This window comes from Chitinophagales bacterium (assembly GCA_040877935.1).
Lineage (GTDB): Bacteria > Bacteroidota > Bacteroidia > Chitinophagales > CAIOSU01 > JBBDNB01.
The window spans coordinates 45,094-70,960 of sequence record JBBDNB010000048.1 but is presented as its reverse complement, the minus strand read 5'-3'; the positions used below and the strand labels follow the sequence as shown (position 1 = coordinate 70,960).

At 39.0% G+C, this 25,867-nt stretch carries 23 protein-coding genes; 18 read left to right on the top strand and 5 right to left on the bottom strand.

What is annotated here, in order from left to right:
• Positions 1-215: 215 nt before the first annotated feature.
• The 9 genes from WD048_13405 to WD048_13365 all read left to right on the top strand — a co-directional run bounded on the left by WD048_13405 (position 216) and on the right by WD048_13365 (position 9,416).
• Positions 216-1,118, top strand: a complete 903-nt coding sequence (locus WD048_13405; GenBank protein MEX0813209.1) for a hypothetical protein — start codon at positions 216-218, stop codon at positions 1,116-1,118.
• Positions 1,119-2,354 carry a kynureninase gene (gene kynU / locus WD048_13400; GenBank protein ID MEX0813208.1) on the top strand — a complete coding sequence of 412 codons (1,236 nt, stop codon included), beginning with the start codon at positions 1,119-1,121 and terminating at the stop codon, positions 2,352-2,354. It abuts the gene before it with no gap.
• Positions 2,347-3,693, top strand: coding sequence for an NAD(P)/FAD-dependent oxidoreductase (locus WD048_13395; protein MEX0813207.1), 1,347 nt, complete (start codon positions 2,347-2,349; stop codon positions 3,691-3,693). Before kynU ends, WD048_13395 begins: the two co-directional genes overlap by 8 nt.
• Positions 3,694-3,844: 151 nt before the next feature.
• The gene (locus tag WD048_13390) at positions 3,845-4,078 is read left to right on the top strand and encodes a hypothetical protein (GenBank protein ID MEX0813206.1); all 234 of its coding nucleotides are present in this window, start codon (positions 3,845-3,847) and stop codon (positions 4,076-4,078) included.
• A gap of 250 nt (positions 4,079-4,328) precedes the next feature.
• Complete coding sequence (locus WD048_13385; GenBank protein ID MEX0813205.1) at positions 4,329-6,377, top strand: S8 family serine peptidase; 2,049 nt, start codon at positions 4,329-4,331, stop codon at positions 6,375-6,377.
• Between the two features lie 64 nt (positions 6,378-6,441).
• Positions 6,442-8,166, top strand: a complete 1,725-nt coding sequence (recJ, locus tag WD048_13380) for a single-stranded-DNA-specific exonuclease RecJ (GenBank protein ID MEX0813204.1) — start codon at positions 6,442-6,444, stop codon at positions 8,164-8,166.
• The gene (gene lptB / locus WD048_13375; protein ID MEX0813203.1) at positions 8,147-8,893 is read left to right on the top strand and encodes an LPS export ABC transporter ATP-binding protein; all 747 of its coding nucleotides are present in this window, start codon (positions 8,147-8,149) and stop codon (positions 8,891-8,893) included. The genes recJ and lptB overlap by 20 nt, the downstream gene beginning before the upstream one ends.
• 57 nt (positions 8,894-8,950) lie before the next feature.
• Entirely contained in the window at positions 8,951-9,169 is a 219-nt protein-coding gene (locus tag WD048_13370; GenBank protein ID MEX0813202.1) for a hypothetical protein, read from the top strand.
• Complete coding sequence (locus tag WD048_13365; protein MEX0813201.1) at positions 9,144-9,416, top strand: hypothetical protein; 273 nt, start codon at positions 9,144-9,146, stop codon at positions 9,414-9,416. The genes WD048_13370 and WD048_13365 overlap by 26 nt, the downstream gene beginning before the upstream one ends.
• A gap of 493 nt (positions 9,417-9,909) precedes the next feature.
• Here the strand turns inward: WD048_13365 and WD048_13360 are convergent, their stop codons facing one another.
• Positions 9,910-10,299 carry a DUF6088 family protein gene (locus WD048_13360; GenBank protein MEX0813200.1) on the bottom strand — a complete coding sequence of 130 codons (390 nt, stop codon included), beginning with the start codon at positions 10,297-10,299 and terminating at the stop codon, positions 9,910-9,912.
• A gap of 561 nt (positions 10,300-10,860) precedes the next feature.
• On the opposite strand from WD048_13360, the gene WD048_13355 reads away from it, so the two are divergent.
• From WD048_13355 to WD048_13345, 3 genes are read left to right on the top strand one after another with little or no spacing between them, the layout of a single operon-like run.
• On the top strand, positions 10,861-12,117 hold the full coding sequence (locus WD048_13355) for a hypothetical protein (GenBank protein MEX0813199.1): 1,257 nt from the start codon (positions 10,861-10,863) through the stop codon (positions 12,115-12,117).
• Positions 12,118-12,173: 56 nt separating this feature from the next.
• On the top strand, positions 12,174-12,461 hold the full coding sequence (locus WD048_13350; GenBank protein MEX0813198.1) for a DUF433 domain-containing protein: 288 nt from the start codon (positions 12,174-12,176) through the stop codon (positions 12,459-12,461).
• Positions 12,458-12,814, top strand: a complete 357-nt coding sequence (locus WD048_13345; GenBank protein MEX0813197.1) for a DUF5615 family PIN-like protein — start codon at positions 12,458-12,460, stop codon at positions 12,812-12,814. The genes WD048_13350 and WD048_13345 overlap by 4 nt, the downstream gene beginning before the upstream one ends.
• Before the next feature lie 33 nt (positions 12,815-12,847).
• Here WD048_13345 and WD048_13340 read toward each other — a convergent pair whose 3' ends face one another.
• From WD048_13340 to porU, 3 genes are all read right to left on the bottom strand, one after another.
• Entirely contained in the window at positions 12,848-13,999 is a 1,152-nt protein-coding gene (locus WD048_13340) for an iron-containing alcohol dehydrogenase (GenBank protein MEX0813196.1), read from the bottom strand.
• A gap of 93 nt (positions 14,000-14,092) precedes the next feature.
• Positions 14,093-15,286 (bottom strand): type IX secretion system outer membrane channel protein PorV, encoded by a 1,194-nt coding sequence (gene porV, locus WD048_13335; GenBank protein ID MEX0813195.1) that lies wholly within the window; start codon positions 15,284-15,286, stop codon positions 14,093-14,095.
• Between the two features lie 22 nt (positions 15,287-15,308).
• Entirely contained in the window at positions 15,309-19,121 is a 3,813-nt protein-coding gene (gene porU / locus WD048_13330; protein MEX0813194.1) for a type IX secretion system sortase PorU, read from the bottom strand.
• Positions 19,122-19,216: 95 nt separating this feature from the next.
• Here porU and WD048_13325 point away from each other — a divergent pair, with 95 nt between their 5' ends.
• The 6 genes from WD048_13325 (at position 19,217) to murF (ending at position 24,516) form a co-directional block, all read left to right on the top strand.
• Positions 19,217-20,239 carry a PorP/SprF family type IX secretion system membrane protein gene (locus tag WD048_13325; protein ID MEX0813193.1) on the top strand — a complete coding sequence of 341 codons (1,023 nt, stop codon included), beginning with the start codon at positions 19,217-19,219 and terminating at the stop codon, positions 20,237-20,239.
• Positions 20,240-20,290: 51 nt separating this feature from the next.
• Positions 20,291-21,760: an SUMF1/EgtB/PvdO family nonheme iron enzyme gene (locus WD048_13320; GenBank protein ID MEX0813192.1), complete on the top strand. Its 1,470-nt coding sequence runs from the start codon at positions 20,291-20,293 to the stop codon at positions 21,758-21,760.
• Between the two features lie 233 nt (positions 21,761-21,993).
• Positions 21,994-22,314, top strand: coding sequence for a hypothetical protein (locus tag WD048_13315; protein ID MEX0813191.1), 321 nt, complete (start codon positions 21,994-21,996; stop codon positions 22,312-22,314).
• A 226-nt stretch (positions 22,315-22,540) separates the two neighbouring features.
• Positions 22,541-22,915 carry a hypothetical protein gene (locus WD048_13310; protein MEX0813190.1) on the top strand — a complete coding sequence of 125 codons (375 nt, stop codon included), beginning with the start codon at positions 22,541-22,543 and terminating at the stop codon, positions 22,913-22,915.
• 19 nt (positions 22,916-22,934) lie between these two features.
• A complete protein-coding gene (locus tag WD048_13305) occupies positions 22,935-23,063 on the top strand; it encodes a hypothetical protein (GenBank protein MEX0813189.1) in 129 nt (42 codons plus the stop codon).
• Positions 23,064-23,226: 163 nt separating this feature from the next.
• On the top strand, positions 23,227-24,516 hold the full coding sequence (gene murF / locus WD048_13300) for a UDP-N-acetylmuramoyl-tripeptide--D-alanyl-D-alanine ligase (protein MEX0813188.1): 1,290 nt from the start codon (positions 23,227-23,229) through the stop codon (positions 24,514-24,516).
• Here the strand turns inward: murF and WD048_13295 are convergent.
• Positions 24,509-25,666, bottom strand: a complete 1,158-nt coding sequence (locus tag WD048_13295; GenBank protein ID MEX0813187.1) for a formimidoylglutamase — start codon at positions 25,664-25,666, stop codon at positions 24,509-24,511. The genes murF and WD048_13295 overlap by 8 nt on opposite strands.
• Positions 25,667-25,867 lie beyond the last annotated feature (201 nt).

Genomic DNA, 25,867 nt, shown 5'->3' with positions numbered 1-25,867 from the left:
AATGTCAAATGTTGCATGTAAGATGTAAAATGGTAAATGTGTGATTAGTCCCGGAAATAAAAGCTTTACATTTTCCATTAAAATTTTTCCATCATCCATTTGACATAAAATGTGGGATGTATAATATCCAAATTATGTTGGAGCGACTTCTAATCGCTAAACCAACCAAAGCACTTAAATCATTATTTTTATACCATCATCAAAAAACAAAAACAATGAAACAAACAACATTTTTAATTATGCTGTTGATTGCCAATATGGTCGCATTTGCCCAATTGGGAAAAATCAATGAAGAGGGATTTCAACAATTACAGTCAGGTACCATGGCAGTGGTGCTCAATGGCGATGAGGTGCACAATCAGGCTCTGAAAAAAGCCGTGGAAGAAAACTGGAAACACACCCCTTTTATTTTTACCTATAAGGAAGAAATGAAACAGTATATTGGTAATCCAAAGTATTTTTTCCTGATGCTGACCGATACCTACAAAAAAATGGGAACAAGTGTGCATTACTCCACTTTGTTGGCTATTGTCGAGAACAAGGAAGGAGCTGAGGAACTGAATACCAAACGCTGGAAAGCCTTTTATACATTTATTCACCACGAGGAAAATTCCTTTTATAATTTTGACGAACAGTACCTGCACAAATTGCCCGATTTCGTTCGCAATCTCTCCTGGCAATGGGAGCACACCGCAAAAAACGAGGGCAAGTGGTCTTTGATAGATCCTTACAAAATCATTAAAGAAGCCTCAAGTGAATTGCCCAACAAAACATTGCTCTTGGAAAAAAATCTTTGCAATAATGAATTGGCACAAAGCGGGGAGTACAAAAAATATTACAAGTACAATATCAAATTATCCGATGAAGCAGAGGTGGGCGAAGCCATTAAAAACAAGGACAGCTCCAAGGCTTATGCCTACTATTCGCAAGATGATAAGGGCGGTGCCGCACTCAGTATTTGGGAGGCAGGAACGGGCAGATGCCTGGCATTGGTGCAATTGTCAGTTGGAGCGGTGAGCAATACTTCGGGCAGCTATGGGACTACCCACACTTCGGGAAATTTAAAAGGTGTTCTGTTTGATAGAATCGGTAAAAAAGAATTGAAAAAATTGAAATAAATGTCTGAAGAAAAAATTGAGAAGACTGAGGGGGAGAATTTCAGTATGCGCGATCAATTTCATATTCCCCGTGAAAACGGAAAAAAGCTGGTGTATTTTTGTGGAAATTCTCTGGGATTGCAGCCCAAATCCACCAAATATTTAATTCGACAGGAGCTGGAAGACTGGAAAAATTTGGGTGTAGAAGGACATTTCAATGCACAGAATCCCTGGTTTAAATACCATCATTTTTTCAAAGGGGCAGCCAAGCTTGTGGGGGCAAAGGAAAAAGAAGTGGTGCTGATGAACAGCCTCTCGGTCAACTTGCATTTGATGTTGGTCAGCTTTTACCGCCCCAAAGGGAATCGCTACAAAATCATGATGGAAGCAGGGGCTTTTCCCTCCGATCAATATGCGGTGGAAAGTCAGGTGAAATTTCACGGCTACGATTATGATGATGCAGTGATTGAAGTGCAGCCAAGAAAAGGCGAGCATTGCCTGCGCCCCGAGGATATTTTGGATGAAATTCATAAGCACAAAGAAGAGCTAGCACTGGTTTTGTTCAGCGGAGTACAATATTATACCGGGCAATTTTTCGATCTAAAATCCATCACCAAAGCTGCGCATGAGGCAGGGGCATTGGCCGGATTTGATTTGGCCCATGCTGCCGGAAATGTTCCTTTGCAATTGCACGATTGGCAGGTGGATTTTGCCGTGTGGTGTACCTACAAATATTTAAACAGCGGTCCCGGAGCGGTGGGGGGCGTTTTTGTGCACGAAAAACACGGTAAGAACAAGGAGTTGCCACGCTTCGCGGGATGGTGGGGCAATGCCGAAAGCGAGCGTTTTAAAATGAAAAAGGGATTTGTGCCACAGGAAGGCGCAGCCGGTTGGCAATTGAGCAATGCGCAGGTTTTTAATATGATTGCGCACAAAGCTTCGCTGGAATTGTTTAATGAGGCGGGTATGGAAAAACTAAGGGTTAAAAGCCTACAATTGACCGGATTGTTGGAACAATTGATTCAGGATAATCCAGGTCTTGAAATCATTACGCCCAAAGATCCGGGACAAAGAGGGTGTCAGCTATCGATTTTGACGGGTAAAAACGGCAAAAAGATTTTTGAGGAAATGCGCAAACAAGGCATAATTGCTGATTGGCGAGAGCCCAATGTGATTCGCGTGGCACCAGTGCCCATGTACAATACGGAAGAGGAAGTGAGACAGTTTGCAAAAATTATAAACAAGATTAATGCGTAAAAAAATAGCCATTACAGGAGCAGGATTGGTGGGGTCGCTGTGGACCTTATTTCTCGGACAAAAAGGATATGCTGTGGATGTTTTCGAACGCAGGCCCGATATGCGCAAAAAAGGAGCAGACTCAGGTCGTTCCATCAACTTGGCACTGAGCAGAAGAGGATTGAAAGCACTGGAAAAAGTAGGCTTGCTGGAGGAGGTGAAAAAAATGGCCATTCCCATGCATGGACGGCTCATTCACGAATTGGACGGCAGCACACATTTGCAGCCTTATGGCAGGGAAGGTGAGTTTATCAATTCCATTTCAAGGGGCGGATTGAATAAATTGCTGGTGGAAAATGCCGAAAAGTTGGAGAATGTCAATTTCCATTTTGAGCAGCCTTGCGAAGGATTTGATAAGGACAATTTGCAATTATTGGTTGATGGAAAATCGCTTGATTACGATTTGGTCTTTGGCACTGATGGCGCATTTTCAGCCATTCGAAGCACCATGCAGCGTACCGACCGCTTTGATTATGAGCAAAAATATCTGGCGCATGGCTACAAAGAACTGAGCATTAAGCCCAATGCAGATGGCAGTTTTAAAATGGAGAATAATGCCCTGCATATTTGGCCGCGCAAAAAGTTTATGTTGATTGCCCTGCCCAATCAGGATGGGAGTTTTACCTGTACGCTGTTCCTCGCTTTTGAAGGCTCTGTTTCATTTGAGCAGTTGAAAGATGAAGCTTCGGTCAATGCTTTTTTTGAGGAATATTTTCCCGATGCTAAAGCTTTAATGCCGCATTTGACAGAAGAATTTTTTGAAAATCCGACTTCAAGTCTGGTAACAGTTAAATGTTTCCCCTGGACCTATGGCGATAAATATTGCCTGCTGGGCGATGCGGCACATGCCATTGTGCCCTTTTACGGACAGGGCATGAATGCCGGTTTTGAAGATTGTTATCTGTTGGATGAAATGTGGGAAAATAATTCCGAAAAATGGCCGGAGATGATCAATACTTTTGGACAAATGCGCAAACCCGATGGTGATGCCATTGCTGATTTGGCCCTGCACAATTTCATTGAAATGCGCGATTTGGTGGCCGATGAACAATTCCTTTTGCAAAAGAAGATTGAAAAAGCCATTCAGGAAAAATACCCCAATGATTTCAAACCCATGTATTCACTCGTAACCTTTAGCGATGTCTCCTATTCAGAAGCCTGGCAAAAAGGACAGCAGTACAATCGCTATTTTCAAAACAGGAAGAATAATTTGAAAGAGATTGTCGAGAAAATTGATAGGGGTGAGGCTGATGAAATTTTAGAGAAAATATTCAATGAGTTGGTCAATACTGGCAATTAATGAAAACGATTCTTTCAGTTCCAATGGGTCATGACCCATTGGAACTGAAGTTTATAAATAATGAATTTTTAAAGCCATTTCACTAATTTCATAAAAGGAAACCCTATCGATGTGAACTTACGTTGTAATTTTAATTAAAAGCCGTTTAATCATGGACATTCAAGCTACAAAAATCAAGTTAATACACTTATTGCTCAATACCAATGAAGTTGAAATCTTGCAGCAGCTCAAAGAAGTATTTGAAAAGAAAAGCCCAGACATTTGGGATGAGCTGAATGATCTTGACAAAGCTGCAATTAATGAAGGTCTGGAACAATTAGATAAAGGCCAATATGTCTCACATGAAAGTGTGAAAGATGCTATCGAAGCTAAATACAATTTCTGATGCCTTTCGAAATTAGATATTCGCTAAGGGCAAGACAGGAAGAGATTAATTACATGTAAATAGAGAAAGACATACGGTCGTAAATTGTGACCGCATCCGACCAAAACAAGAGAAATTAAAAGTTACTATTATTCCAATGAGTCTTCCAATGGGTCATGACCCATTGGAATTTTTGAATACAAAATTTTAAAAAATCTACACCCCAGCACATTTTCTGAACTTATACTACCTTGCAGTAATTATTCTTTAGATGCTCCAAAAATTCGGCTTTTTATTTTTTTCATTATTGCTGTCCATTCAAGTTTTGGCAAGTGAAATAATTGTGCAATTGCAGAAGCAACAGCAGTTCGACAGCTTTTTTCAACAGACACAAAAAACCTTTCCCAATCTTAAATTCTCCAAAACCCTCTCCAAATCCTGGAACATTTACCTCTTTGAAATTCCGGAAACACAGAAGGAAAAATGCATGAAGGAACTGAGCCGATGGGAAATGGTGCAACACATCCAGCCCAACAGAAAGGCATCTCCCCGCCAAACCGCTCCCAACGATCCGGGCTATGCCCAGCAATGGCACCACAACAATACAGGTATTAATGGAGGGACAGCAGGAGCTGATATTCAATCTGAACTGGCATGGGATTTTGCAACTGGAAATTCGGGGGTAACTGCCAGGGGCGATACCATTGTAATTGCCATAGTTGATGAAGGCATTGATCTGCAAAGCAGTGACCTGAACCTCTGGAAAAATTACCAGGAAATTCCCAACAATGGAATTGACGATGATGGCAATGGCTACATCGATGACTATAATGGCTGGAATGCTTTTGCGCAAAATGGCGTGATATTGGTCAACAATCACGGAACTACTGTAGCCGGAGCGGCTGCTGCCATTGGCAATAATAATTTTGGGGTTTGTGGTGTCAACTGGAATGTACAGATCATGCCGGTTGCTGTTGCGGATTATTCAGAAGCAGAAATTATTGGAGCCTATTCTTACCTTTTCGACCAACGGAAATTATACAATCAGAGCAATGGAGCGCAAGGGGCCTATATTGTTGCAGCCAATTCCTCTTTTGGTGTGGACAATGCTTTTGAAGATGAGTTTCCGCTTTGGTGCAGCCTTTATGATTCGCTTGGTTCGGTTGGAATTCTGAGTGTGGCCGCTACCAGCAACCAGCTAAAAAACATTGATATAACAGGTGACATTCCCTCCCATTGCAGCAGTCCATATTTAATAGCGGTAACAAGTACCAATCGCAATGACCAACTTTCAGCAGCAGGTTTTGGAAAGAAACACATAGACCTCGGGGCTCCGGGTACGGCCATTTACACTGTAAGACCCAATGACCAGTTTGGCGTCAGCAGTGGTACATCTATGGCAGCACCGGTGGTTACTGGCGCGGCTTCTTTGTTCTATGCTGCCGGCTGCGATTCGTTTTTCTTAAAACCTGTTGACCAGGCTTTGATCATAAAGCAATTTATCCTTGAAGGTGCAGAATGGCTGCCGGGTTTAATTGGCAAAACAAAAAGCAATGGCCGGCTGAATCTTTTCAAGGGCTTGGAACTATTCCTTTCAGATCAATGCGTTTCTTGCCTGGAAACAAATGTATTGAAATCAGAAATCACCTGCCCGGGCGACAATGACGGAACAGTGAATATCCAAATTACCCAGGGACAGACACCCTATACTTTCCAGTGGAATGATGTTTTTTCAGATTCACTGCGCTATGGGATTAAAAACGGACAATATTTTATCACCATTTCTGACACCAACAATTGCCAAAAAGTAATACAGTTGGCATTTCAAAATCCCGATTCACTGCTTTTAAATTTATCTTCCACTCCAGAGCTCAACAATGAAATGGATGGAACTGCTTCAGTTGAAATTTTAGGAGGAAGGCCACCCTACTCCTATTTCTGGTCCAATGGCGATACCCTGGATTCACTTTCCAGTTTGAGCAGCGGCTGGTATTATTTGAGCCTGCGCGATCAGGCCGGTGCAGGTTGCCTTATAACGGATTCCGTATTTGTAGAAAGAAATATTGTGGATGGTGTGGCTTCTGAATTTGAAAGCATAAGTGTTTACCCAAATCCGGCAAGCGACAGAATCAGGATTGAATTTTCAGCATTGGCACAGGTTCAATTATTGGATCTTTCTGGTAATATACTTCAGCGACATCCTGTAAAAGACAAAAAACAATTGGAAATTTCAAGAGCTCAATTGCCACCGGGTATTTATTTTTTAAAGCTTACAAATGCAACAGGCCAAGAAGCTTACCACAAAATTATTTTTCTTTAGTAGCCTATATTTATTTTTTATGATATCACCTTGTATTGTCGCAAAGACCAATTAATTTAGCAGCATGCCTGAAAACAGATGGACATTTAAAACTTTTGATGCACAGAAAGCTGAAATACTTCAGCAGGAATTGGGTGTGCATCCCATTATTTGCCAATTGCTGGTACAAAGAGGCATTGAAACCTATGATGCCGCACATCGTTTTTTTCGTCCATCAATGGAGCATCTGCACGATCCTTTTTTGATGAAAAACATGGAAAAGGCTGTTGACCGCCTGGAAGAAGCTTTAAAAAATGAAGAGCGCATTTTGGTCTATGGCGATTATGATGTGGATGGAACCACCTCCGTGGCTTTGGTATATGCTTTCCTGAAAGACTTTTTCCCAGATCGAATTGATTACTACATTCCCGATCGCTACAGGGAAGGCTATGGCATTTCTTTAGCTGGGATAGATTTTGCCGCTGAAAATAACTTTTCCCTCGTTATTGCGCTGGACTGTGGAGTGAAAGCTATTGAGCAAATGAATTATGCCAATGAAAAAGGACTGGATTTTATTATTTGTGATCACCATTTACCTGGTACTGAACTGCCAAAAGCCTTTGCCCTGCTTGACCCCAAACAGGCGGATTGCAATTATCCCTATAAGGAATTGAGTGGTTGCGGCCTGGGCTTTAAATTGATGCAGGCATTTGCCGAACGATTGAATATTCCTTTTGAACTGCTGGAAAAACAACTGGACCTGGTTGCGGTGAGTATTGCTGCCGATATTGTGCCCATAACCGGGGAAAACCGTGTATTGGCCTATTTTGGACTAAAGCGCATTAATAAAAATCCGCGCCCCGGATTATTGGCCATGATCGAACAAGCTGTGTTGAAAAAAGACCTGAATATTACCAACCTGGTTTTTGTCATTGCACCCCGCATTAATGCAGCGGGCAGAATGTCTTCCGGTAAAAATGCCGTAAGGCTGTTGGTTGCAGAAAGTCCAAAAGAAATAGATCAACTCTCTTTTTTGCTGGAAGAGAAGAATACCGAACGCAAAACAACAGATAAGCAAATCACACAACAAGCGCTGGAAATGATCCGGGAATCACCCGGGTTGATCAATAAAAAAACGACTGTGCTGTGGCACGAAACCTGGCACAAAGGTGTGATCGGCATCGTTGCTTCCCGCCTAATTGAAAATTACCACAGGCCAACAATAGTATTTACTGAAAGCAATGGCATGGCCACAGGGTCGGCACGCTCGGTAAAAGGCTTTAGCATTTATGAAGCCATAGAAGCCTGCAGCGATTTGCTTGAGCAGTTTGGCGGACATAAATATGCCGCAGGTTTGAGCGTTAAAAAAGAAAACCTGACTGCATTCAGCGAAAAATTTGAAATGGTTGTTTCTGAAACAATTCCTGAAAAATGCCTTAGTCCCGAAATCGAAATTGATGCAGAATTGGGTTTAGACCTGGCTACTGATCAAAAATTCTACACTTTGATAGAACAATTTGCCCCTTTTGGGCCGGGCAATATGCGGCCAGTGTTTATCAGTAGGCACTTAAAGGATGCGCGGTATTCCAAAATTGTAAAAGAAGAACATCTAAAACTGGATGTCATGCAGAATGATACTTACCGGGCAAGCGGAATCGCATTTCAGCAGTCGAAACATTTCAAGAGAATTTCAAAAGGAACGCGTTTTTCACTGGTCTATTCATTGGATTTAAACGAGTGGAACGGAAACAGCAATATACAATTAATGGTCAAAGACCTTAAATTTGAAGATGATGAAGCTAAGAGCTGAAAACCTGATTAAAAGCTACAAAGGCCGCAGAGTGGTCGATAAAGTTACCGTAGAAGTAGAACAGGGAGAAGTAGTGGGACTGCTCGGGCCAAATGGAGCCGGGAAAACCACCACTTTTTACATGACTGTTGGTCTGATCAAACCCGATGGAGGCCAGGTATTTCTCGATGGTGAGGAAATTACAAAACTGCCTATGTACAAAAGGGCACAACTTGGTATTGGCTATTTGCCTCAGGAAGCATCGGTATTCAGGAAGTTATCCATAGAAGACAATATTGCAGCTATTTTGGAAATGACCGATTTGAGCAAAACCGAGCAAAAAGAAAAGCTGGAAAGGTTGATTGATGAATTTGGGCTTGATCATGTGCGCAAAAGTGAAGGCAATATACTTTCAGGTGGGGAGCGCAGAAGAACAGAAATTGCCCGTGCACTGGCTGTTGACCCTAAGTTTATACTATTGGATGAACCCTTTGCCGGAATTGACCCAATTGCCGTGGAAGACATTCAGAACATTGTTGAAAAGCTGAAATTCAAGAACATCGGCATTCTCATTACCGACCACAATGTGCAGGAAACCCTGTCCATTACCGATCGCGCCTATCTGCTTTTTGAAGGGCAAATACTGAAATCGGGCAATGCCGAGGAATTGGCTGCCGATCCACAAGTACGCAAAGTTTATCTGGGTGAGAATTTTGAACTAAAGAAGAAAAGGAAGAGGGTGGAGTAGGGACAAGAAACTTTTTTAGTAAATTAAGTTTTCTAATGTTAAATTGAATAATCGGTGATGAAAACAATAACATTAAACATTGAAAAAAATAGTGATTACAAATTGTTATTAGCACTTGCGAGACGTTTGGGGATAAACATTTCAATTGATATTAATTCTTCTAAGAAAGATGCTAAAATGTCAAAGTACAGGGGAATTATTAGTTCTAAAAAGGCTGATGCACTCCAAAAGCAACTTTCTAAATCAAGGGATGAATGGGAAGAAATTCTTAATTGATACAAATGTTATCATTGATTATTTTGGAAGTAAATTACCTCAAAGTGGTGAAATATTTCTCGATAGTCTAAAACCTGTTATTTCAGTTATTACAAGGATTGAATTACTTGGTTTTCAAGGAATAAAATCCAATGAGTTTAAAATTTTAAAGGAATTTATTGCAGTTGCTCATATTTATAACCTTGAAGAAGCTATGATACTTAAAACGATTGAAATTCGAAAAAAGCATAGTATAGAAAACACCTGATGCAATAATAGCCGCTACAGCAATAGACCATAACCTTGAATTAATAACACATAACACCAATGATTTTAAAGGAATTGAAGAATTGACACTTCATAATCCATATCAGAGTTAAGTCCACTCAATTTCTATTTTTTCAATCTTATCGGAAATAGCGTTTGCAAAATCTCTGCTGATAAATGCACAGGAAGTTTTTCGCAGCTTTTCTATCTGGCTTTTGCTCATCTCACCTTCAAATCCAAGAAATTTACGGTCTATGGCGAGATCAATATCTTCCGAGAACCTTTCAATCAGGTTCCAGCCTTTGCTTAGCGAAGTTCCTCCCTTAAAAACAAGATGTTCTGCAAATTTGGCAGAAAAAACGATGCTTAAAGCTAAGGTTACGTACCAATCCTTTTCTACGGCTGTAGCTGGTAGTCCGGCTCTTTCTCAGGCTTCCCTAAAAATTGCAAGTTTGTCATCCTTGCTGAGCTTGCTCCATATTTCTATTAGATGACTATTCATTTGTTCGTACTTTACGCGTTATTTTTCGAATCCATTCGGGAGCAAGCAAGATATCATGCTCCAAATATTCAGGTTTCTCTTTTCGAAGCAATTTTAGTACTTTTCTTTCCTCATCAGGACTTATTTTGTCCTTGCCGATAGCCTTTAAGCCCTGAATTACCAATTTGCTGACAGGCCCTTTTGCCGATAGGCTCTTGGGTGTTGTTTTCTTGAATTGTATGGTTCGCTTGCCAATTTTTATTATCCGTGCGGCACCATCTGTAAGGTAAACCGCTTTTAGCGGTACCTGAGTTGAAAGTCCCAGAGCATTGAGCGCAAAGCTACCAGTGGGTACAATGCGCGCTTTATCACGTTTTGCAATGGCTGCTGCTATTTCTTCCACAGGGCTGTGATATAACCTAACAGCTTACTTTTTTGTGGGCGTACGTAGATCCCGGTAGCTACCCGTGTTATTTCTCTTTTGTCTGTAAGCCGCTCTAATGACTTGTTTACGGTTTTTGCGTTGCCAGCGAACAAAAAGCTCTCTACAAAGAAGATGGTACCTCTCTTCTCAGCTTTTATCTTATTGAGCACTTGTTTTTCAACGGAATCGGCCATAATGCTTACACGTAATTTGTCGCAAATACAGTAAACAACCTCGGGGCAAGCCCACGAGGCATTTATTTGGAAAAAATACTTTTGATTACGAGGCAAGCCTCGGAGCACCCGCCTGCTTTTAGTCGGGCAGGTTTAAATCTCGATTATCGAGTAAATATTTGCGACAATATTATAGCTTTTGGCTGTTACTTATAATTGCCTGATTATAATTTTAGGCACTCCAAAATTTTAGCGCAATTAGACATTCTAATTCCTAACATCCCTTAACGCACTAAATCCGATTATTTGCGTTAAATAAAAGAGTTTGGAAAACATTTATCTTAGCAAAAAAAAAGCAAAAGGTTTTATGCGCTACTTATTGATTCTTCTTTTTTCACTATTGACTACCCACTCCTTACATGCGGCTTATTTGCTCATCCCTATGGATGAAAAGCAAAACGAACACCTTAAAGCCTATGGCATTGCCTATTGGGTGTTGGAGCACGGAGTAGAAGTTGACTGGCTACTCAACTATCGCGGTGGGAGTTTTGCTATGAAAATGACTCCTGAATTTGAAAAAGAGTGTTTGATCCGTGGTGTGGATTACAATATTTTAGCAAATGCACAATACAATAATATTTTGCAGGAAATAGCACATCCAGAAGCCAATATGGATGCGGTGAAACTGGAGAAAGCACCCAAAATAGCAGTTTATTCACCAAAATCAGCTCAGCCCTGGGACGATGCGGTTACTTTAGTATTGACCTATGCAGAGATACCCTATGATGTTGTTTATGACGATGAAGTGTTAAGGGGTGATCTGCCCAAATACGATTGGTTGCACTTGCACCATGAAGATTTTACAGGGCAATATGGTAAGTTTTATGCTGCATACAGAAATCAGCCCTGGTACCATGAGCAAGTTAGAGAGATGGAAGAATTGGCAGCAAAACACGGCTATCAAAAAGTTTCACATTTGAAATTAGGTGTTGCCCATAAAATAAGAGATTTTGTTGCCGGTGGCGGCTTTATGTTTGCCATGTGTTCAGGTGCAGATACTTATGACATTGCACTTGCTGCTGAAGGGGAGGATATTTGTGAAAGCATGTTTGATGGAGACCCGGCAGACCCCAATGCTCAAGGCAAATTGGATTTCAGTAAAACCTTTGCGTTTAAAGATTTTCAATTGCGTACCAACCCATATGAGTATGAGCATTCAAATATAGATGCCAATTTTGGAAGAAATGTTCCTGATAAACTGGATTACTTTAGCATTTTTGAGTTTTCCGCAAAATGGGATCCCATCCCAACTATGCTCACGCAAAATCACACCAGAACAGTGAAGGGATTTATGGGGCAAGCTACAGCTTTTAGAAAAAGTTTAGTGAAATCTGATGTTGTGGTCATGGGAGAAAACAAATCCGCGGGAGAAGCTCGGTATATACACGGTGAATACGGTTATGGCACCTGGACTTTTTATGGTGGGCATGATCCTGAGGATTACCGGCATTTTGTAGGTGACCCAAAAACAGATTTAAGCTTGCACCCCAATTCTCCGGGATATCGGTTGATCTTAAACAACATACTTTTCCCCGCTGCTAAAAAGCAGAAGCAAAAGACTTGATATAGATTGAACTAATAAACCTGAAAGGTAATTTAGATTACAAGAAAATAAATATCATGAAAGAAAATTCCGATATAATTGAAATCAACCCCAACATCATGTTGGGAAAACCTGTTATTAAAGGGACAAGAATAACTGTTGAACTCATTTTAGAAGAATTATCTGCTGGAAAAACTCACAAAGAATTGCTTGAGGCATATCCCAATTTAAGCAATGAAGGAATTCTTGCAGCTTTAGCATTTGCATCTAAATCATTGAAAGGAGAGAAAACTTATATTCCCTTTAACTTAATTCAAGACTTAGATAATTTAGGAGGAGAAAAAGACTACAATCTATCAGCATGAAATTTTTAGCTGATGAAGGAGTTGATAAGCAAATCGTGATTCTCTTAAGGGAAAATAAATTTGACGTAAAATATATTGCTGAAGAAAACTCAGGTATTGAAGATACCGAAATTCTAAAAATTGCAAATAAGGAAAATAGAATTCTGATTACTAGGGATAAAGATTTTGGAGAGATAGTTTTCAGGACAAAAAAATTACATAACGGCATCATCCTCTCAAGGCTATTTAAACTAAATTCTTTTGAAAAAGCTCAGTTGATTTTAAAAGTAATTCTTAATCTCGGAAATGAACTTACTGGTGCATTCACAGTAATTCAGAGAGATAAAATCAGGCTAAAAAAGCAGCAATCATAATCTATTTCTCCTATAAATAAGTTGGCTACAAAACTAAAGTGCTTCCCTGTATAATTTTTCAAAATCACCTCTGCTCACAGGCTTTGGATTGTTAGGATGACAAAAGTCTGCTACTGCTAATCTTGTCAATTCTGGAATATGTGCTTCTTTTACATCTATTTCACCAAGCTTCTTCGGCAATCCCAATTCATCGTTCAATTTAAATAGGTACTCTGGAATTTCAGCACCTTTTCCATAACCAAGCCCAAGAGCTATGGCCATATCATCAAACCGATCTTCAAATCCATTGTAATTAAACGCCATTCCATACGGTAAGTTAACTGCATTGGCCAAACCATGATGCGTATCTAAAAGGCCGGATAATGGATGTGCCAAACTATGTACCACGCCCAGGCCTTTTTGAAAGGCAATTGCCCCCATCATGGAAGCCAATAGCATTTTTGCTCTCGATTCCAGGTCTGACTGTTGGGTGGCTGGCACTATAGATTCGGCAATCAGTTTCATGCCTTGTAGCGCAATTCCATCACACATTGGGTGGTAATTTTTAGCAAGGTAAGCTTCCATATTATGTGTGAGTGCATCCATTCCCGTAGCTGCTGTAATAAATGGAGGAAGGTTTTTTGTGAGCAATGGATCAGCAAACACTTGTTTTGCCAATAATTTTGGAGAAAAGAGTATGCGTTTCTTTTTACTTTCATCTTCTGAAATAATAGCACTTCTTCCTACCTCACTTCCAGTACCTGACGTGGTAGGCACTGCTACAAAATGGGGCACAGATTCTGTCACATATTTATCTCCTCCTATTAGATCGTCATAATCAAAAAGATCACGGTGATGATTTACACGCAAAACTATAGCACGTGCTACATCAAGAGCCACTCCACCACCAATGCCGATAATACAATCCCGATTGGTTTGGTGATAAAAATCACCTCCTTTCAGCACATCAGATTTTACAGGGTTTTTATGCATTTCAGAAAAAACCTCTACATCCAAATTTTCACCGCTAAGGTCTTTAAGAATCTCTTTGAAAAAAGGCAATTCTGCAATAGTAGCATCAGTTACCAGCAAAGGTTTTGTCAGCTTATTTGATTTGATATAAGCTGGCAGTTCATCTATTACTCCATTGCCAAAGCGAATGGTTGTAGGAAAGGTGTAGGTATAGCGTTGATCAGAAAAACTCATTATTAATGGTTTTAAAAAGTTCAGCGCAAAATAAGCTTAAAGAAAGCAGATAATGGAGAAAATCAGAAAAATAATACCGTGAAAATGCTTTGTTTAATCTACCGGGGTAGCTTGCTGGGTTTCAGCACCAAAGGATTCAAAATCAAATATTAAAGAGAAGCGGAAAGTATTGTCCAGGGGATTTCTAACTGCATTGGTAGGCACTAGGTAAGAGAAATCAATACCAAACACGCTGTAGCGTAAGCCAACACCTACTGTAACAAATTTGCGGTTTCCTTTAAAGCGATTTTCATGAAAATAGCCGGCTCTCACAGCAAATTGTTTGTCGTACCAATATTCAAGACCAAGGGAATAATATATCTCCTGAAGTTCCTCCTGACCTCCTCCTGGTGCATCAGCAAAAGATCCAAACAAACCTGCCGGAACAGATTTTTCACGATAGTCATAAATACCATTGCCATCTTCATCAATATCAGATGGTGTGGGCACTAATAATTTTTTTGCATCTGCGACAATGCTTATGCGGTTGTAATCATCTACATCTATATGATAGCCACCGCCAAGCCCCATTCTCATAGGGATAAAATCACGTACAGTAGATTGTGTGTATGTGATTTTGCTACCAATATCATTGAAAACCAAGCCAAGTGATAGTTTTGAATTTAAATCGCCAACTTTTATATCTTTTTCATAATAAAAAGTGATATCGGCAGCAGCACCCAGCGCAGGTTGTGCGGTAACACCGCTTGTAACTTGCCCCGCAGCAAGATTGGAGTATATGAATCGTAGAGCCAGACCTGTACTAAAACCTTTTCCCAACAAACGGGAATAACCCAGATCGAAGGCAAATTCATTGGGCTTGAACTGACCGGTTTCATTGCCATTAATATCAGTAAATTGAATTTGACCAAGCGAAAAATACTTTAATGAAGCGGAAATAGCCTGGTCTTCTTTAAATTTATAATAGCCAGTGACATGCGCCATATGGATATCTTTCACCAAACTACGAAGCCAGGGCACATAATTTATAGACACACCTATTGGCTTATCAACTAAAGCCAGTTTTGCAAGGTTGTGATAAGAGGCATTTACATCGGGTGTTGTAGCTATTCCGGCATCACCCATAGCTCCAGAACGTGCATCTGGTACTATAGAAAGAAATGGAACTGCTGTTGTGATTGGAATTGCCTGTCCATTTTTGGAAAGGCCGGGCAGATTATTTTGAGCTTTCGTAATAATGCAAAAACCTAAAATAAACAACAATATTGCAAGGGTAAATTTTTTCATCTTTTAACTTAACATTTCAAAATTATCTTAAAATAACCAATTTTTCAAACTTATGGGCACTATCACCATCAGGAGTTCGTACACTTAATTTATAGACATAAGCTCCACGCCCTATTTTATCGCCAAAATCATCTAATCCGTCCCAATGGATATCGTCCACCCTAAAGCCATCAGTGAGAATATCCTGTCTGATTGTTTTTACTAATTTACCTGACACAGTAAATATATTGAGCACTACTAACAACATTTCTCCGGGTCTATTGTGTTCAAAGTGAAAATTTGTACTTGTTGTAAATGGATTTGGATAGTTCAGCACATGTTTTAATGCCAGTTCAGCAGAGCTTGCTACTACAAATTCCGTATATCCCTCACCTGGGTTATTGTAAACATCCCAGGCTTTAACGCTAAGAGCGTGTCGGCCATCTTCAAGTTCAGACATAGGGTAAGATACTTTTCCTCTGCTGTAGCTATTGAGTTCAGCTTCATAGTATTCATTCAGCACAATAGCGTCTGCTGTATTTTCATCTAGAATTGCCGTAATATCGTGACCAATACCTGTACTCACTGTATTTATTCCACTTTCGTCCAATAGGTTAACTAATAATAGCGGACTTTCATTCGTTACCCCTCCAAAAACAAAATTTTCATCATTCATAAAAACTTCCACTTGTGGTGGTGTTTCGTCAATAGCCGCACTATCAGCCGTTCCTCCAACTATTACATCGAATGAATAACCATTGGCATCCTCCTGTCCATTGTCTGCATAATAGCTCAATTTTCCGGGACCAAAATTATAGGAAATATCTTTGGGTACAATAAATGCATATTCAAATTCTCCCTGACTAACTGTGGAGCGCCCTCTGAATATTACGCTTTTTTGAATTTCAAATTCTTTTTCCTGGCTGCCTCCATCATTGACTAAAGTCGTAAAAGTAACTGGTTTATCAAAAACAGAGGGATAAACAATCCCATTAAAGTTGGTCATTTTATTGCCATTGAGATCTTGAACTTCGCCCGTTATTGTAATTTTAGAAAGTGCCTTCATTGTATCAATATTCAAATTGATGTCTGTTTCATTCACGGTATTTGTAACTACATTGTATTTTGGGAAATTCAGGCTCATCGCAGGATCACCCAGCAGTACAAATTTTCTGTTATTCACTTCATTTCCACTGTTTACCAAAGAGTTTTTTGTCAATTTAACAGTTTCTCCAAGTGTAGGAGTACGGGTATTGTATGGCTCAAACACCTGTTCTAAAAAAGCACTGTTGATCTGATAATTGGCATATGATGTGACAAGCCGTGTAGTCGTTACCATACTAATAGCTCCACCATTGGGATTAAAAAACAATTGCTCCCCGGCAGAATTAACTGCCGGATCATCAAATTTGCTGAATTCACAAGTTGCAGTTATGAATAACGGCATTTTGTCATAATTGTCGAATTCAGAAATATCCTGCAATTGGAGTATGCGCTCATGTGCCCAACCATTGACTCCTCCATGTCCGGTATAATTCATAATCAGTGTTCCGGATTTCACTTTGTTTTTAATGGCATTCCTCACTTCAGGATACCTGCTACCGCCCGGGGTTGACACTTGTTGATAGGCATCAAGATAGATTTTATCCAGATTATAAACAGGGTAATTGTCATCTATATAGTCAGCAAGTAAATCAGCATCTCTAATATGAATATTATTGTCCTCGTCATCTCCCACAAAAGTAATGTTGTTGCGCCAGTTGCCAAGGCTAGCTGTGGATTTGTAATGCATTATTTTATCTACACTGTTTTTGGCTTCTTCATTATCTGAGCAGGGAATTCTGCCAATAGCAATATCGAGATAATCATTTCTATCAGTAATGCTTCCCCCTTCGATATCATCGTAAAACCCAAAATAATCATCAGAACAAAAAGACCCAATGGGAGAAAGCGAATTGAAACTTTGATAAGTGGGTACAAAATTCGTGTTATCAGGTATAATATCTTTGTAATCATAAGAAGCATCTCCAAAAAGTAAAAGATACTGCGGCATTTTTCCGGGGTCATTACCCGCTTTGTCATAGAGCATTTTCATAAAATCTCTTATGGCCGTTATGTCCGGTGTTCCGCTTGAAAATTCATTATAAATCTGTTCCACAAATACAGTATTTACCAATAGGCTTCTGTCATTTCTATGATAAGAGGCCAACCTTTCAGCCTGCGTGTAAAATTCAGGTATTGTCACTATAATCATATCCCTGTTGCTAAGTGCATGTAGGTTTTGATTGTCTATTTTCCCTACTGTTTCAATACTCAAGAGATTGTCCTGTGGATTAAATGTCACAAATTCTCTCAGATTATTGGCACTTATAGTAAAAGAGAAAGTATTGCCACCCAATTGGCCATTTTGCCTTCTCACATTTACAGGGTCTGAAATATCCCACACCCAAAGATTACTGTTCATTCCAGATATGCGATAGTTTGCAGTTTGCCCTATGGAATTGCGGTTTCTAAAAATCAACTGCCCACTGCCCGGGTAATTCAATTGTCTTTTTACCTGCACTTCAATATAATCCAACCAGGCTTCAGCAGAAGGAACCTGAAGTGTATAATCAAGCGTGATATTTGGTGAGTTACTTGTAAACTGCCCGAAATCTGTTTGAACATTTGCATAGGTAGCAGTGTATGAGCTTTGCACACTTGAGATGCTATGCGTCAATAAATTTTGGCCACCTGTACGTACAGATACCGAGAAACTGCTTGAAGTAAATCGTCCGGCAATGGAAGATTTCACCAAAACTGGTTGAGAAGCAATTAAATTGGGGAAGGAAAAATCAAAACTCCGGCTAGTGGTTGCAAAATTGAAATAGTCACCATAAAACTTTCTTCCGGATTTTATCAGGTTGTTTTCCTCTTTTTCATGAAAAGCATAATCTTCAAAATCTTGGATGATTATAGTTGCGCTTCCAGAAGAAGCCTGAGTTCCCACTCTTTTACCAGGGCCAAGTGAGGTGGTAATAAAGTAATAGGTATAATCAGAATAGACATGCAAAATATGATTGTAGCGTCCTTCGTTCGGATTGTACACCCAACGATGGGGTGATTGTGCATTGAACAAAATATAATCCCCTGGATCAAAACTTCCATCTGACTGACCTTCTATATAAATAGCGTTTTCCAATAGATCATCAGGGCGCACATCGGCATTCTCTTCTGGTAACATTCCTCCACCATTTCCATAAATTCTCAAATTGGCAGGATTGATATTGTCAGGATCTAATCCGAGTTCATCCAAATCTGCATATGTTATTTTATGCACCCCATCTTCCTGTATTCTAAATTTATACCAATCGCCATTCGCCAGTACTGAATTGTTTGCATAATTTGACGGTGCCCCACTTCTTTTAGCAGCCTGTGGAATTACTTCCACTTCAAATACACCACTTTTTAAAATATAAACCCTGCCATTTTGCATTCGCATTGGCACCATATGAATATCAACAACAGGCTGTCCTTTTATCAACGCTAAATTCCCCCTGACTTCTGGACTTCCGGTAAGCAAAGAAAAATCCTGTTCTAAATTTCTGCTTTCAAGTTCTTCCCAATCAGCATTTACAAGTGTAACAAGAAGCTTCCCTTGACGCTGGATTTTATAAAGGCCACTCCATTTGGGCAAATAACCATTTTCCCGATCAATATAAGCGCCTCTAAAACTTTTTACTTTTTTGTAGGTTCCGTTATCTGACTTGACAGTTTCAATAGTATTGTTCCAATCTATAGTAAAAGAAAAACGCTGTTGTGCCGTTAGGGAAAAAGAAAATAAACAAAGTAAGATTAAGCAGCTACGAAAAATCACAATCACTGAGTTGGAATTGAATAGAGAATTTAATTTTTTGATAACTTTGAAACGCAATATCGATATCCTTATTATAAAAATTGATTCCCCTTATAATGGTTCAAAAATACATTTTTAATCTTATTGCATGCTTAGCTTGTGTGTTGCTTTTTTGTTCAGCAAATGCCCAGGATTTGCAATTCAGCCAGTATATATCTGCACCATTGCACCTCAACCCTGCACTGGCAGGGATATCTTATGGCCCAAGGGTAAGTATGATCTATCGCAATGAATGGCCGAAAATTGACAAGGGCTTTGTTTCCTATGGCGCAGCATACGACATGCATATTTCTAAAATAAATTCCGGAATTGGGCTTTCCATATATAATGATAGAATTGCCAATGGACTGTTGAACACTTATAATATCAATGCATCTTATAATTATCAGGTCAGCTTCAATCGAAAATTTGGCATTAGGGTTGGGCTTTCAGCCGGATATACGCATAAAAGTGTCAATTGGTCAAGGCTTACATTTAATGATCAAATTGACCCAATCTATGGATTTGTAGACCAGCAAAACATTCCCAATCTCAGCAATGAGAACTTGCCAGAACAAATGAATGCCGGTCACCCGGATTTTGCTATTGGCTTTGTGGCTTTTTCTAAAGCTATATACGGTGGTTTTACTGTAAAACATTTTCACCGGCCAAAAATGTCTTTTTACGGAGAAGATGAAACACGTCCCACCGCAATAAATGCATTTATTGGAGCGGATATAGATTTGGCGCCAAGAAAGAGAAATTTTGATGTTTATGTGTCTCCAAACAGTGCCATTTTTTTACAGGGAAGTGCTTCTCAGCTTATGCTTGGCTCTTATCTTACTGTGCAAAAAGTTTTTGGTGGGGCATTTTTTCGCTACGTGTTCAACAATTATGACGCAATTATTGGCGTTATAGGTGTTAAATTTGAGTATTTTAAGGTGGCTTACAGTTATGATTTTACGGTTTCCGATCTTGCTCTTGCTTCAGGTGGAGCGCATGAAGCATCGCTGATAATTAATTTTTACGGAGCCGATAATCCACTGAATCCATCAAGACGCAAGACACCATTGGATTGTCCGAAGTTTTTGAATTTTTGATTTTAAAATAATTAAGCTATTTTAGCGTTTTCCTAAAAACCAATTGTAATCATGTTCACATTAAAACAACTTTGCTTAGCAACTTTTTCAGTATTGCTAATCGTACTTTTGACCTCATGTGCAAAAGAAGATTCATCCACAACAGGGTGGAAATACAATGATCCCGACTGGGGTGGTTTCGAATATGTTGATTATCCGGGACAGGAAACAGGTCCTGGATTGGTGCTTATTGAAGGAGGCACTTTCGTGATGGGACAAGTAGAACAAGATGTCATGTACGAATGGGATGCAATTCCAAGAAGAATTACAGTTCAGTCCTTTTACATGGATGAAACAGAAGTAGCAAATATTCACTACCGCGAATATCTTTACTGGTTAGAGCGAGTTTTTGGCGCTGATTACCCTGAAGTAGTTCGTAAAGCACTTCCTGACACTTTAGTGTGGAGAGAAGAATTGGCCTACAACGAACCTTTTGTAGAATACTATTTCAGACATCCTGCATATAATAACTATCCTGTAGTAGGGGTAGATTGGTTGCAGGCCAATGAATACTGCAAATGGAGAACTGATCGTGTAAATGAACTAATGTTGGTTCAGGAGGGAATTCTTGAATTGAACCCAAGTCAGGTGAATGAAGACAATTTTAATACAGAAGCTTATCTCGCTCAACAATACGAAGGTGTTGTCGCTAAAAACCTTCCTGATTTAGATCCTAATGGAAGCGGAGAACGTCCTGTGAAATTTGAAGATGGAATTTTACTTCCTGATTATAGACTTCCAACAGAAGCGGAGTGGGAATATGCTGCACTGGCACTTATTGGAAACCAACCTTATGGTAGCGAAGAAAGAATTACAGACAGAAGGATTTATCCATGGGACGGTAACAGCCTAAGATATCCAAAAGGTGGTGCATGGCAGGGTGATATGCTGGCAAATTTCCAAAGAGGTCGTGGAGATTACATGGGACTTGCAGGAAATTTGAATGACAATGCCTCAATCACTGCACCAGTTGATATGTTCTTTCCCAATGACTACGGTCTATACAATATGGCAGGAAATGTGAGCGAGTGGGTTGCCGATGTTTACCGACCACTTTCTTATGAAGATATGGAAGACCTTAATTCATTCAGAGGTAACGAATTCATGCAGAAAAAACGTGATTCCGATGGAGTTTTGGAGCCTAAAGATAGTTTAGGCCGTCTGGTTTATGAACCAGTAAAAGAGGAAGACAATGTAAACCGCAGGAATTACAAAAAATCAGACAACTTAGATTATCTTGATGGTGACGAGGATTCTGAAGCTGAATACAATTATGGCGTGTCAACTTTGATCAGTGACAATGCAAGAGTTTACAAAGGTGGTTCATGGAATGATAGAGCCTATTGGCTTTCACCTGGTGCCAGAAGATATTTAGATGAAGACGTTGCCTCGTCTGAAATAGGATTCCGCTGCGCTATGGATCGCGTTGGCAGTCCTTCTGGAAATTCAGAAAAAGGTGGCAACAAGTTTAGAAAAAGATAAGCTTAGGTAATTGTTGTAAGCGATTTTCATGAAGCACCTTTTGATACTATTAGCTATAATGGTAATCTTTAATTCCTGTAACGAGAAAGATAAAGATGCAGGGAAGGTAGCAGAGTCGTATATGCTAATTCATACTTCTTTCGTAATAAGTTAGAAAAAATTTTATTGACAAGGCGGCTAAAGCTCTTAATTCAGTAAAATACAAAGAAGACGCTATTATTGACACAAAAGAATTGACCAATTTATTAGATAGTGCTAAAATGGCTAATCAATCGAGATTGCCGCTAATAAATGGTGCACAGGAAATCGATGGGGGTATTAAATACAAAACAAAGGTGATTAAATATGTGTCTCTTCTTGACACTTTATACAACAATCAGTTTAAAGAGTATATTAAAATACTAGACAGTAAAAGAAGCAATAGATTTGAGAGAAGCAGTGAGTTGCTGTTACCTCTTTTAAAGGAACTGGATGAAGCTGGAAAATCATGTTTAGAAGCGAGTGATAAAATACGCTCTAAATACAAAATTACAATTACTGACAAAACTTCTTAACTTTAATAAGTTCGCAAACAATATTAAAAGCTAATTTTTCTAAGCCCTCAAGAAGCCATCCATTTTTCTGCCAATTACTCTATGAGTGGTAACTATAAAATCAGAAACATTAACCTTAGATTAATATCTAAATTAGAATGATAAAAAACTGTTTATAGACACTTCTGTTTTCGGTGGTTATTACGACAAAGAATTTAGTGATGATACAATTCCTTTTTTTAAAGAATTGGCAAAGCAAAAAATTGAAATTATTATTTCGGAATCGCTAGAACTTGAAATTTATCGTGCTCCAGATTTTATAATTGACTTGTTTGAATCATTAGAAAATGTTTCAAAAGCAGAACTAACGGAGGAAGCAGAAATTTTAGCTCAAAAGTACATTGAAGAAAAAGTCGTTGGCAAAACAAGTTTAGCAGACTGCCAGCATATTGCCATTGCTACTATAAATAATGTTGACGTTTTGGTAAGTTGGAACTTTAAACATATTGTAAACCTTCAAAAAATAAGAGGTTATAACTCAATAAATTTAAGAGAAGATTACAATACTTTAGAAATTAGAACACCAAAAGAAATATTTGATTATGGAGACAATAACGGTTAAACCAAATTTGGTGAAGTTAATGCGCGAGATTCGAGACAAATTCAGTTTAGAGATTTTAGACATGACTTTAGATGAAAGAAAAAAACACATAAAAAACCAAATTGAAGAGTTAAAAAAGAAAAGAGGAAAAGTCCACAAGGAAAAATGAACGCAGGTAACTGTGAGTATCGCTTCCCTACTTTTTATCTTGTTTAAATATTGTGGTAAATTATAAAAATAAGGCAAGTCAATCATTGCCTATTTTTATTCAAACCGATAAATATTTTCAAGCCTTCTCTTTAATACGGGAAGGCTTTTTTAATTTGGCAGAAATGGATATAAAAACACTCTACAACATTTACCTTGAAGCAAATGATATTTCTACCGACAGCAGAAATATCAAAACAGGTGATTTGTTTTTTGCCTTAAAAGGAGAAAATTTCAATGGGAATAAATTTGCCCTAAAAGCATTGGAAAACGGTGCTTCAAAAGTAATTGTTGACGATCCTGATTTTGCTTTGGACGAAAGGTTTTTAGTAGTGGAAAATGTATTGGAAACACTACAGGACTTAGCCGCTTATCACAGGAAACAACTTGCAGTTCCTGTGATAGCCATAGCCGGAAGCAATGGAAAAACAACTACCAAAGAATTGATGGCTGCTGTTTTAAATACAAGTTATAAGACTTCTTTCACCCAAGGCAATTACAACAATGAAATTGGTCTTCCTCTTACTTTGCTCAATATAAAACAGGATGCTGAACTTATAATCCTGGAAATGGGCGCAAGAAAAAGGGGCGATATTGCTTTCCTTTGCGAAATTGCCACTCCCACCCATGGATTAATCACCAATATTGGCAAGGATCACATAGAGTTTTTTGGCAGTGTAGAAAATACGCTGAAAGCCAATGCAGAACTATTTGACTACCTGAAAGCCAATGCAGGAGTTGTCTTTGTAAACCCTGAACATAAAGCACTTATTGAAGCGGCAAAAGAAGCCCAAACGATCATTCGATATGGGGAAACTCCGGGCGTAGAGTATCCCGGACGAATTGAATCGGGACATCCTTATGTGCATTTTGCATTTTTGATAGATGATGAATGGATGAATTGTGAAACTCAATTGGTAGGCACTTATAATTTAGAGAACTTAATGGCAGCAGTAGCTGTAGGTCATTATTTTAAGGTGCCCTCAAAAAAAATATGCGAGGCAATAAAAGCATACCAAGCTAAAAACAATCGTTCACAACTCATTCAATTCGACAGCAACACAGTAATACTTGACGCCTATAATGCAAATCCATCCTCAATGGAACTTGCACTAAAAAGCTTTGATGAAATAGAGCATCCAAAAAAAATGCTAGTACTGGGTGATATGTTGGAACTTGGTGACACAAGTGAAGAAGAACATTTACTTACAATTCTTCAGATCAAACAAATGCAGGTTGATAAAATTATTCTGGTTGGCGAAGAATTCGGAAAATTAAAACACAAAGTAGATTGTCTGCATTTTAATGATTATAAAGAATTGAAAGATTGGTTCAATTTGAATTTACCGCAGGACTACCTGATTTTAGTAAAAGGCTCAAGAGGTATCAGTCTTGAAAAGGTATTTCTCAATTGAATTTTTGTACTGCTTTCATCCAGCGTTCAGGAATCTCGTTTTTAGAAGCCAACTGATAATCAGTATAAGAACAAGGAATCACATACCTGTTGCCCGACTGTTCTTCATTTAAATCAGGAATTTCCATCCACCATTTTTCACTGAGTTTACTTTTTAAAAAAACCATTTCACCTTCTGTCCCATCTACACTCACAGAATATTTAATAAAATTTCTTCTTTTAAAATCAGGGAAATCAGCTTTAGAAAGGCTCCTGGCTTCCAAAAAATACCATATCATTTGCGCCATCAACTGTGCCGTTTGCCCCTGCTCATCTGCATCGGTATCCACACCATAAATCCCCAGTGATTTTAGCCTGCCACTAAGCCCCGCATAGCGCATAATCTGACAAGCCTGTTGGCCATAAAAACCATTTGGAGTAGGATCTAAAACACCTTTGGCATCAGGATATCGAATAGCTCCCATATCAAAACTCAACACATCCGTATCGCGGGCTATTGGTTCTATTTCTTCTATATTATCCTGCAAAAGTGAAAGCCGATAAGCCTCATAATTGAGTTTGTCAAGTGTATGAAGTGCTTCACCCGAAGTAAAATGCATTTGATATCCAATAACATTAAAATCAAACAAATTTACCTTCCCTGAAGTCAAAACTTCCATCAAAAAATTCTTATCGCTCATTGCTTCATTTTTCGAATCAAAAAAATCAATTTTCTGATCGGCAATAAGTAAATTCAAGCCGGTTTTCTGCTTTGGAAAAGCCTCGAGCTGTGCATAGGTCAAATCATGACTGCCCCCAATAATCAAAGGGAAGATATTTGCTGCTAACAATTCTTCGCAAACCAATTTCAGTGCAGCTCGGCTGTCATTCAATTCAGCTCCGGGTTTAAGGTCGCCCATATCAATCAACTGAAGTGCTCCGGGTATTTCCGAAAGCTGATACAATGACCTTCTAATGAGCAATGCATCAGAACTTTTTTCTAAAAAACCCGAACCTCGATATTCAGGTACATGTACAATTGCAATGCCTTTTTTCAGTTCTGGCAAATCCCCATTGTAAAAAAGCACCTGCTCTCCAACTGATCTTTTCATTAGTGTGCGGAAATAGTCCTGAACTTCATGTTCAACGGGTGTTAAAAAGTCCTGTATCATAAGCTTTACTTATGTAGTAAAGCTAAAAAAATATAGTTTGAGCCAAGCCTGTATATTTACACATTTCAACAGTGCTTTTCTGCGATTGTATAGCCTTAGTTTTATTAGCTTTGCAAAATTATATCAAAAAGCTAAAAAATAAACAGGATCAGGTTAGGGCTAAAATCATCCCTTCTTGCACTGAGCTAAAATATAGAATGA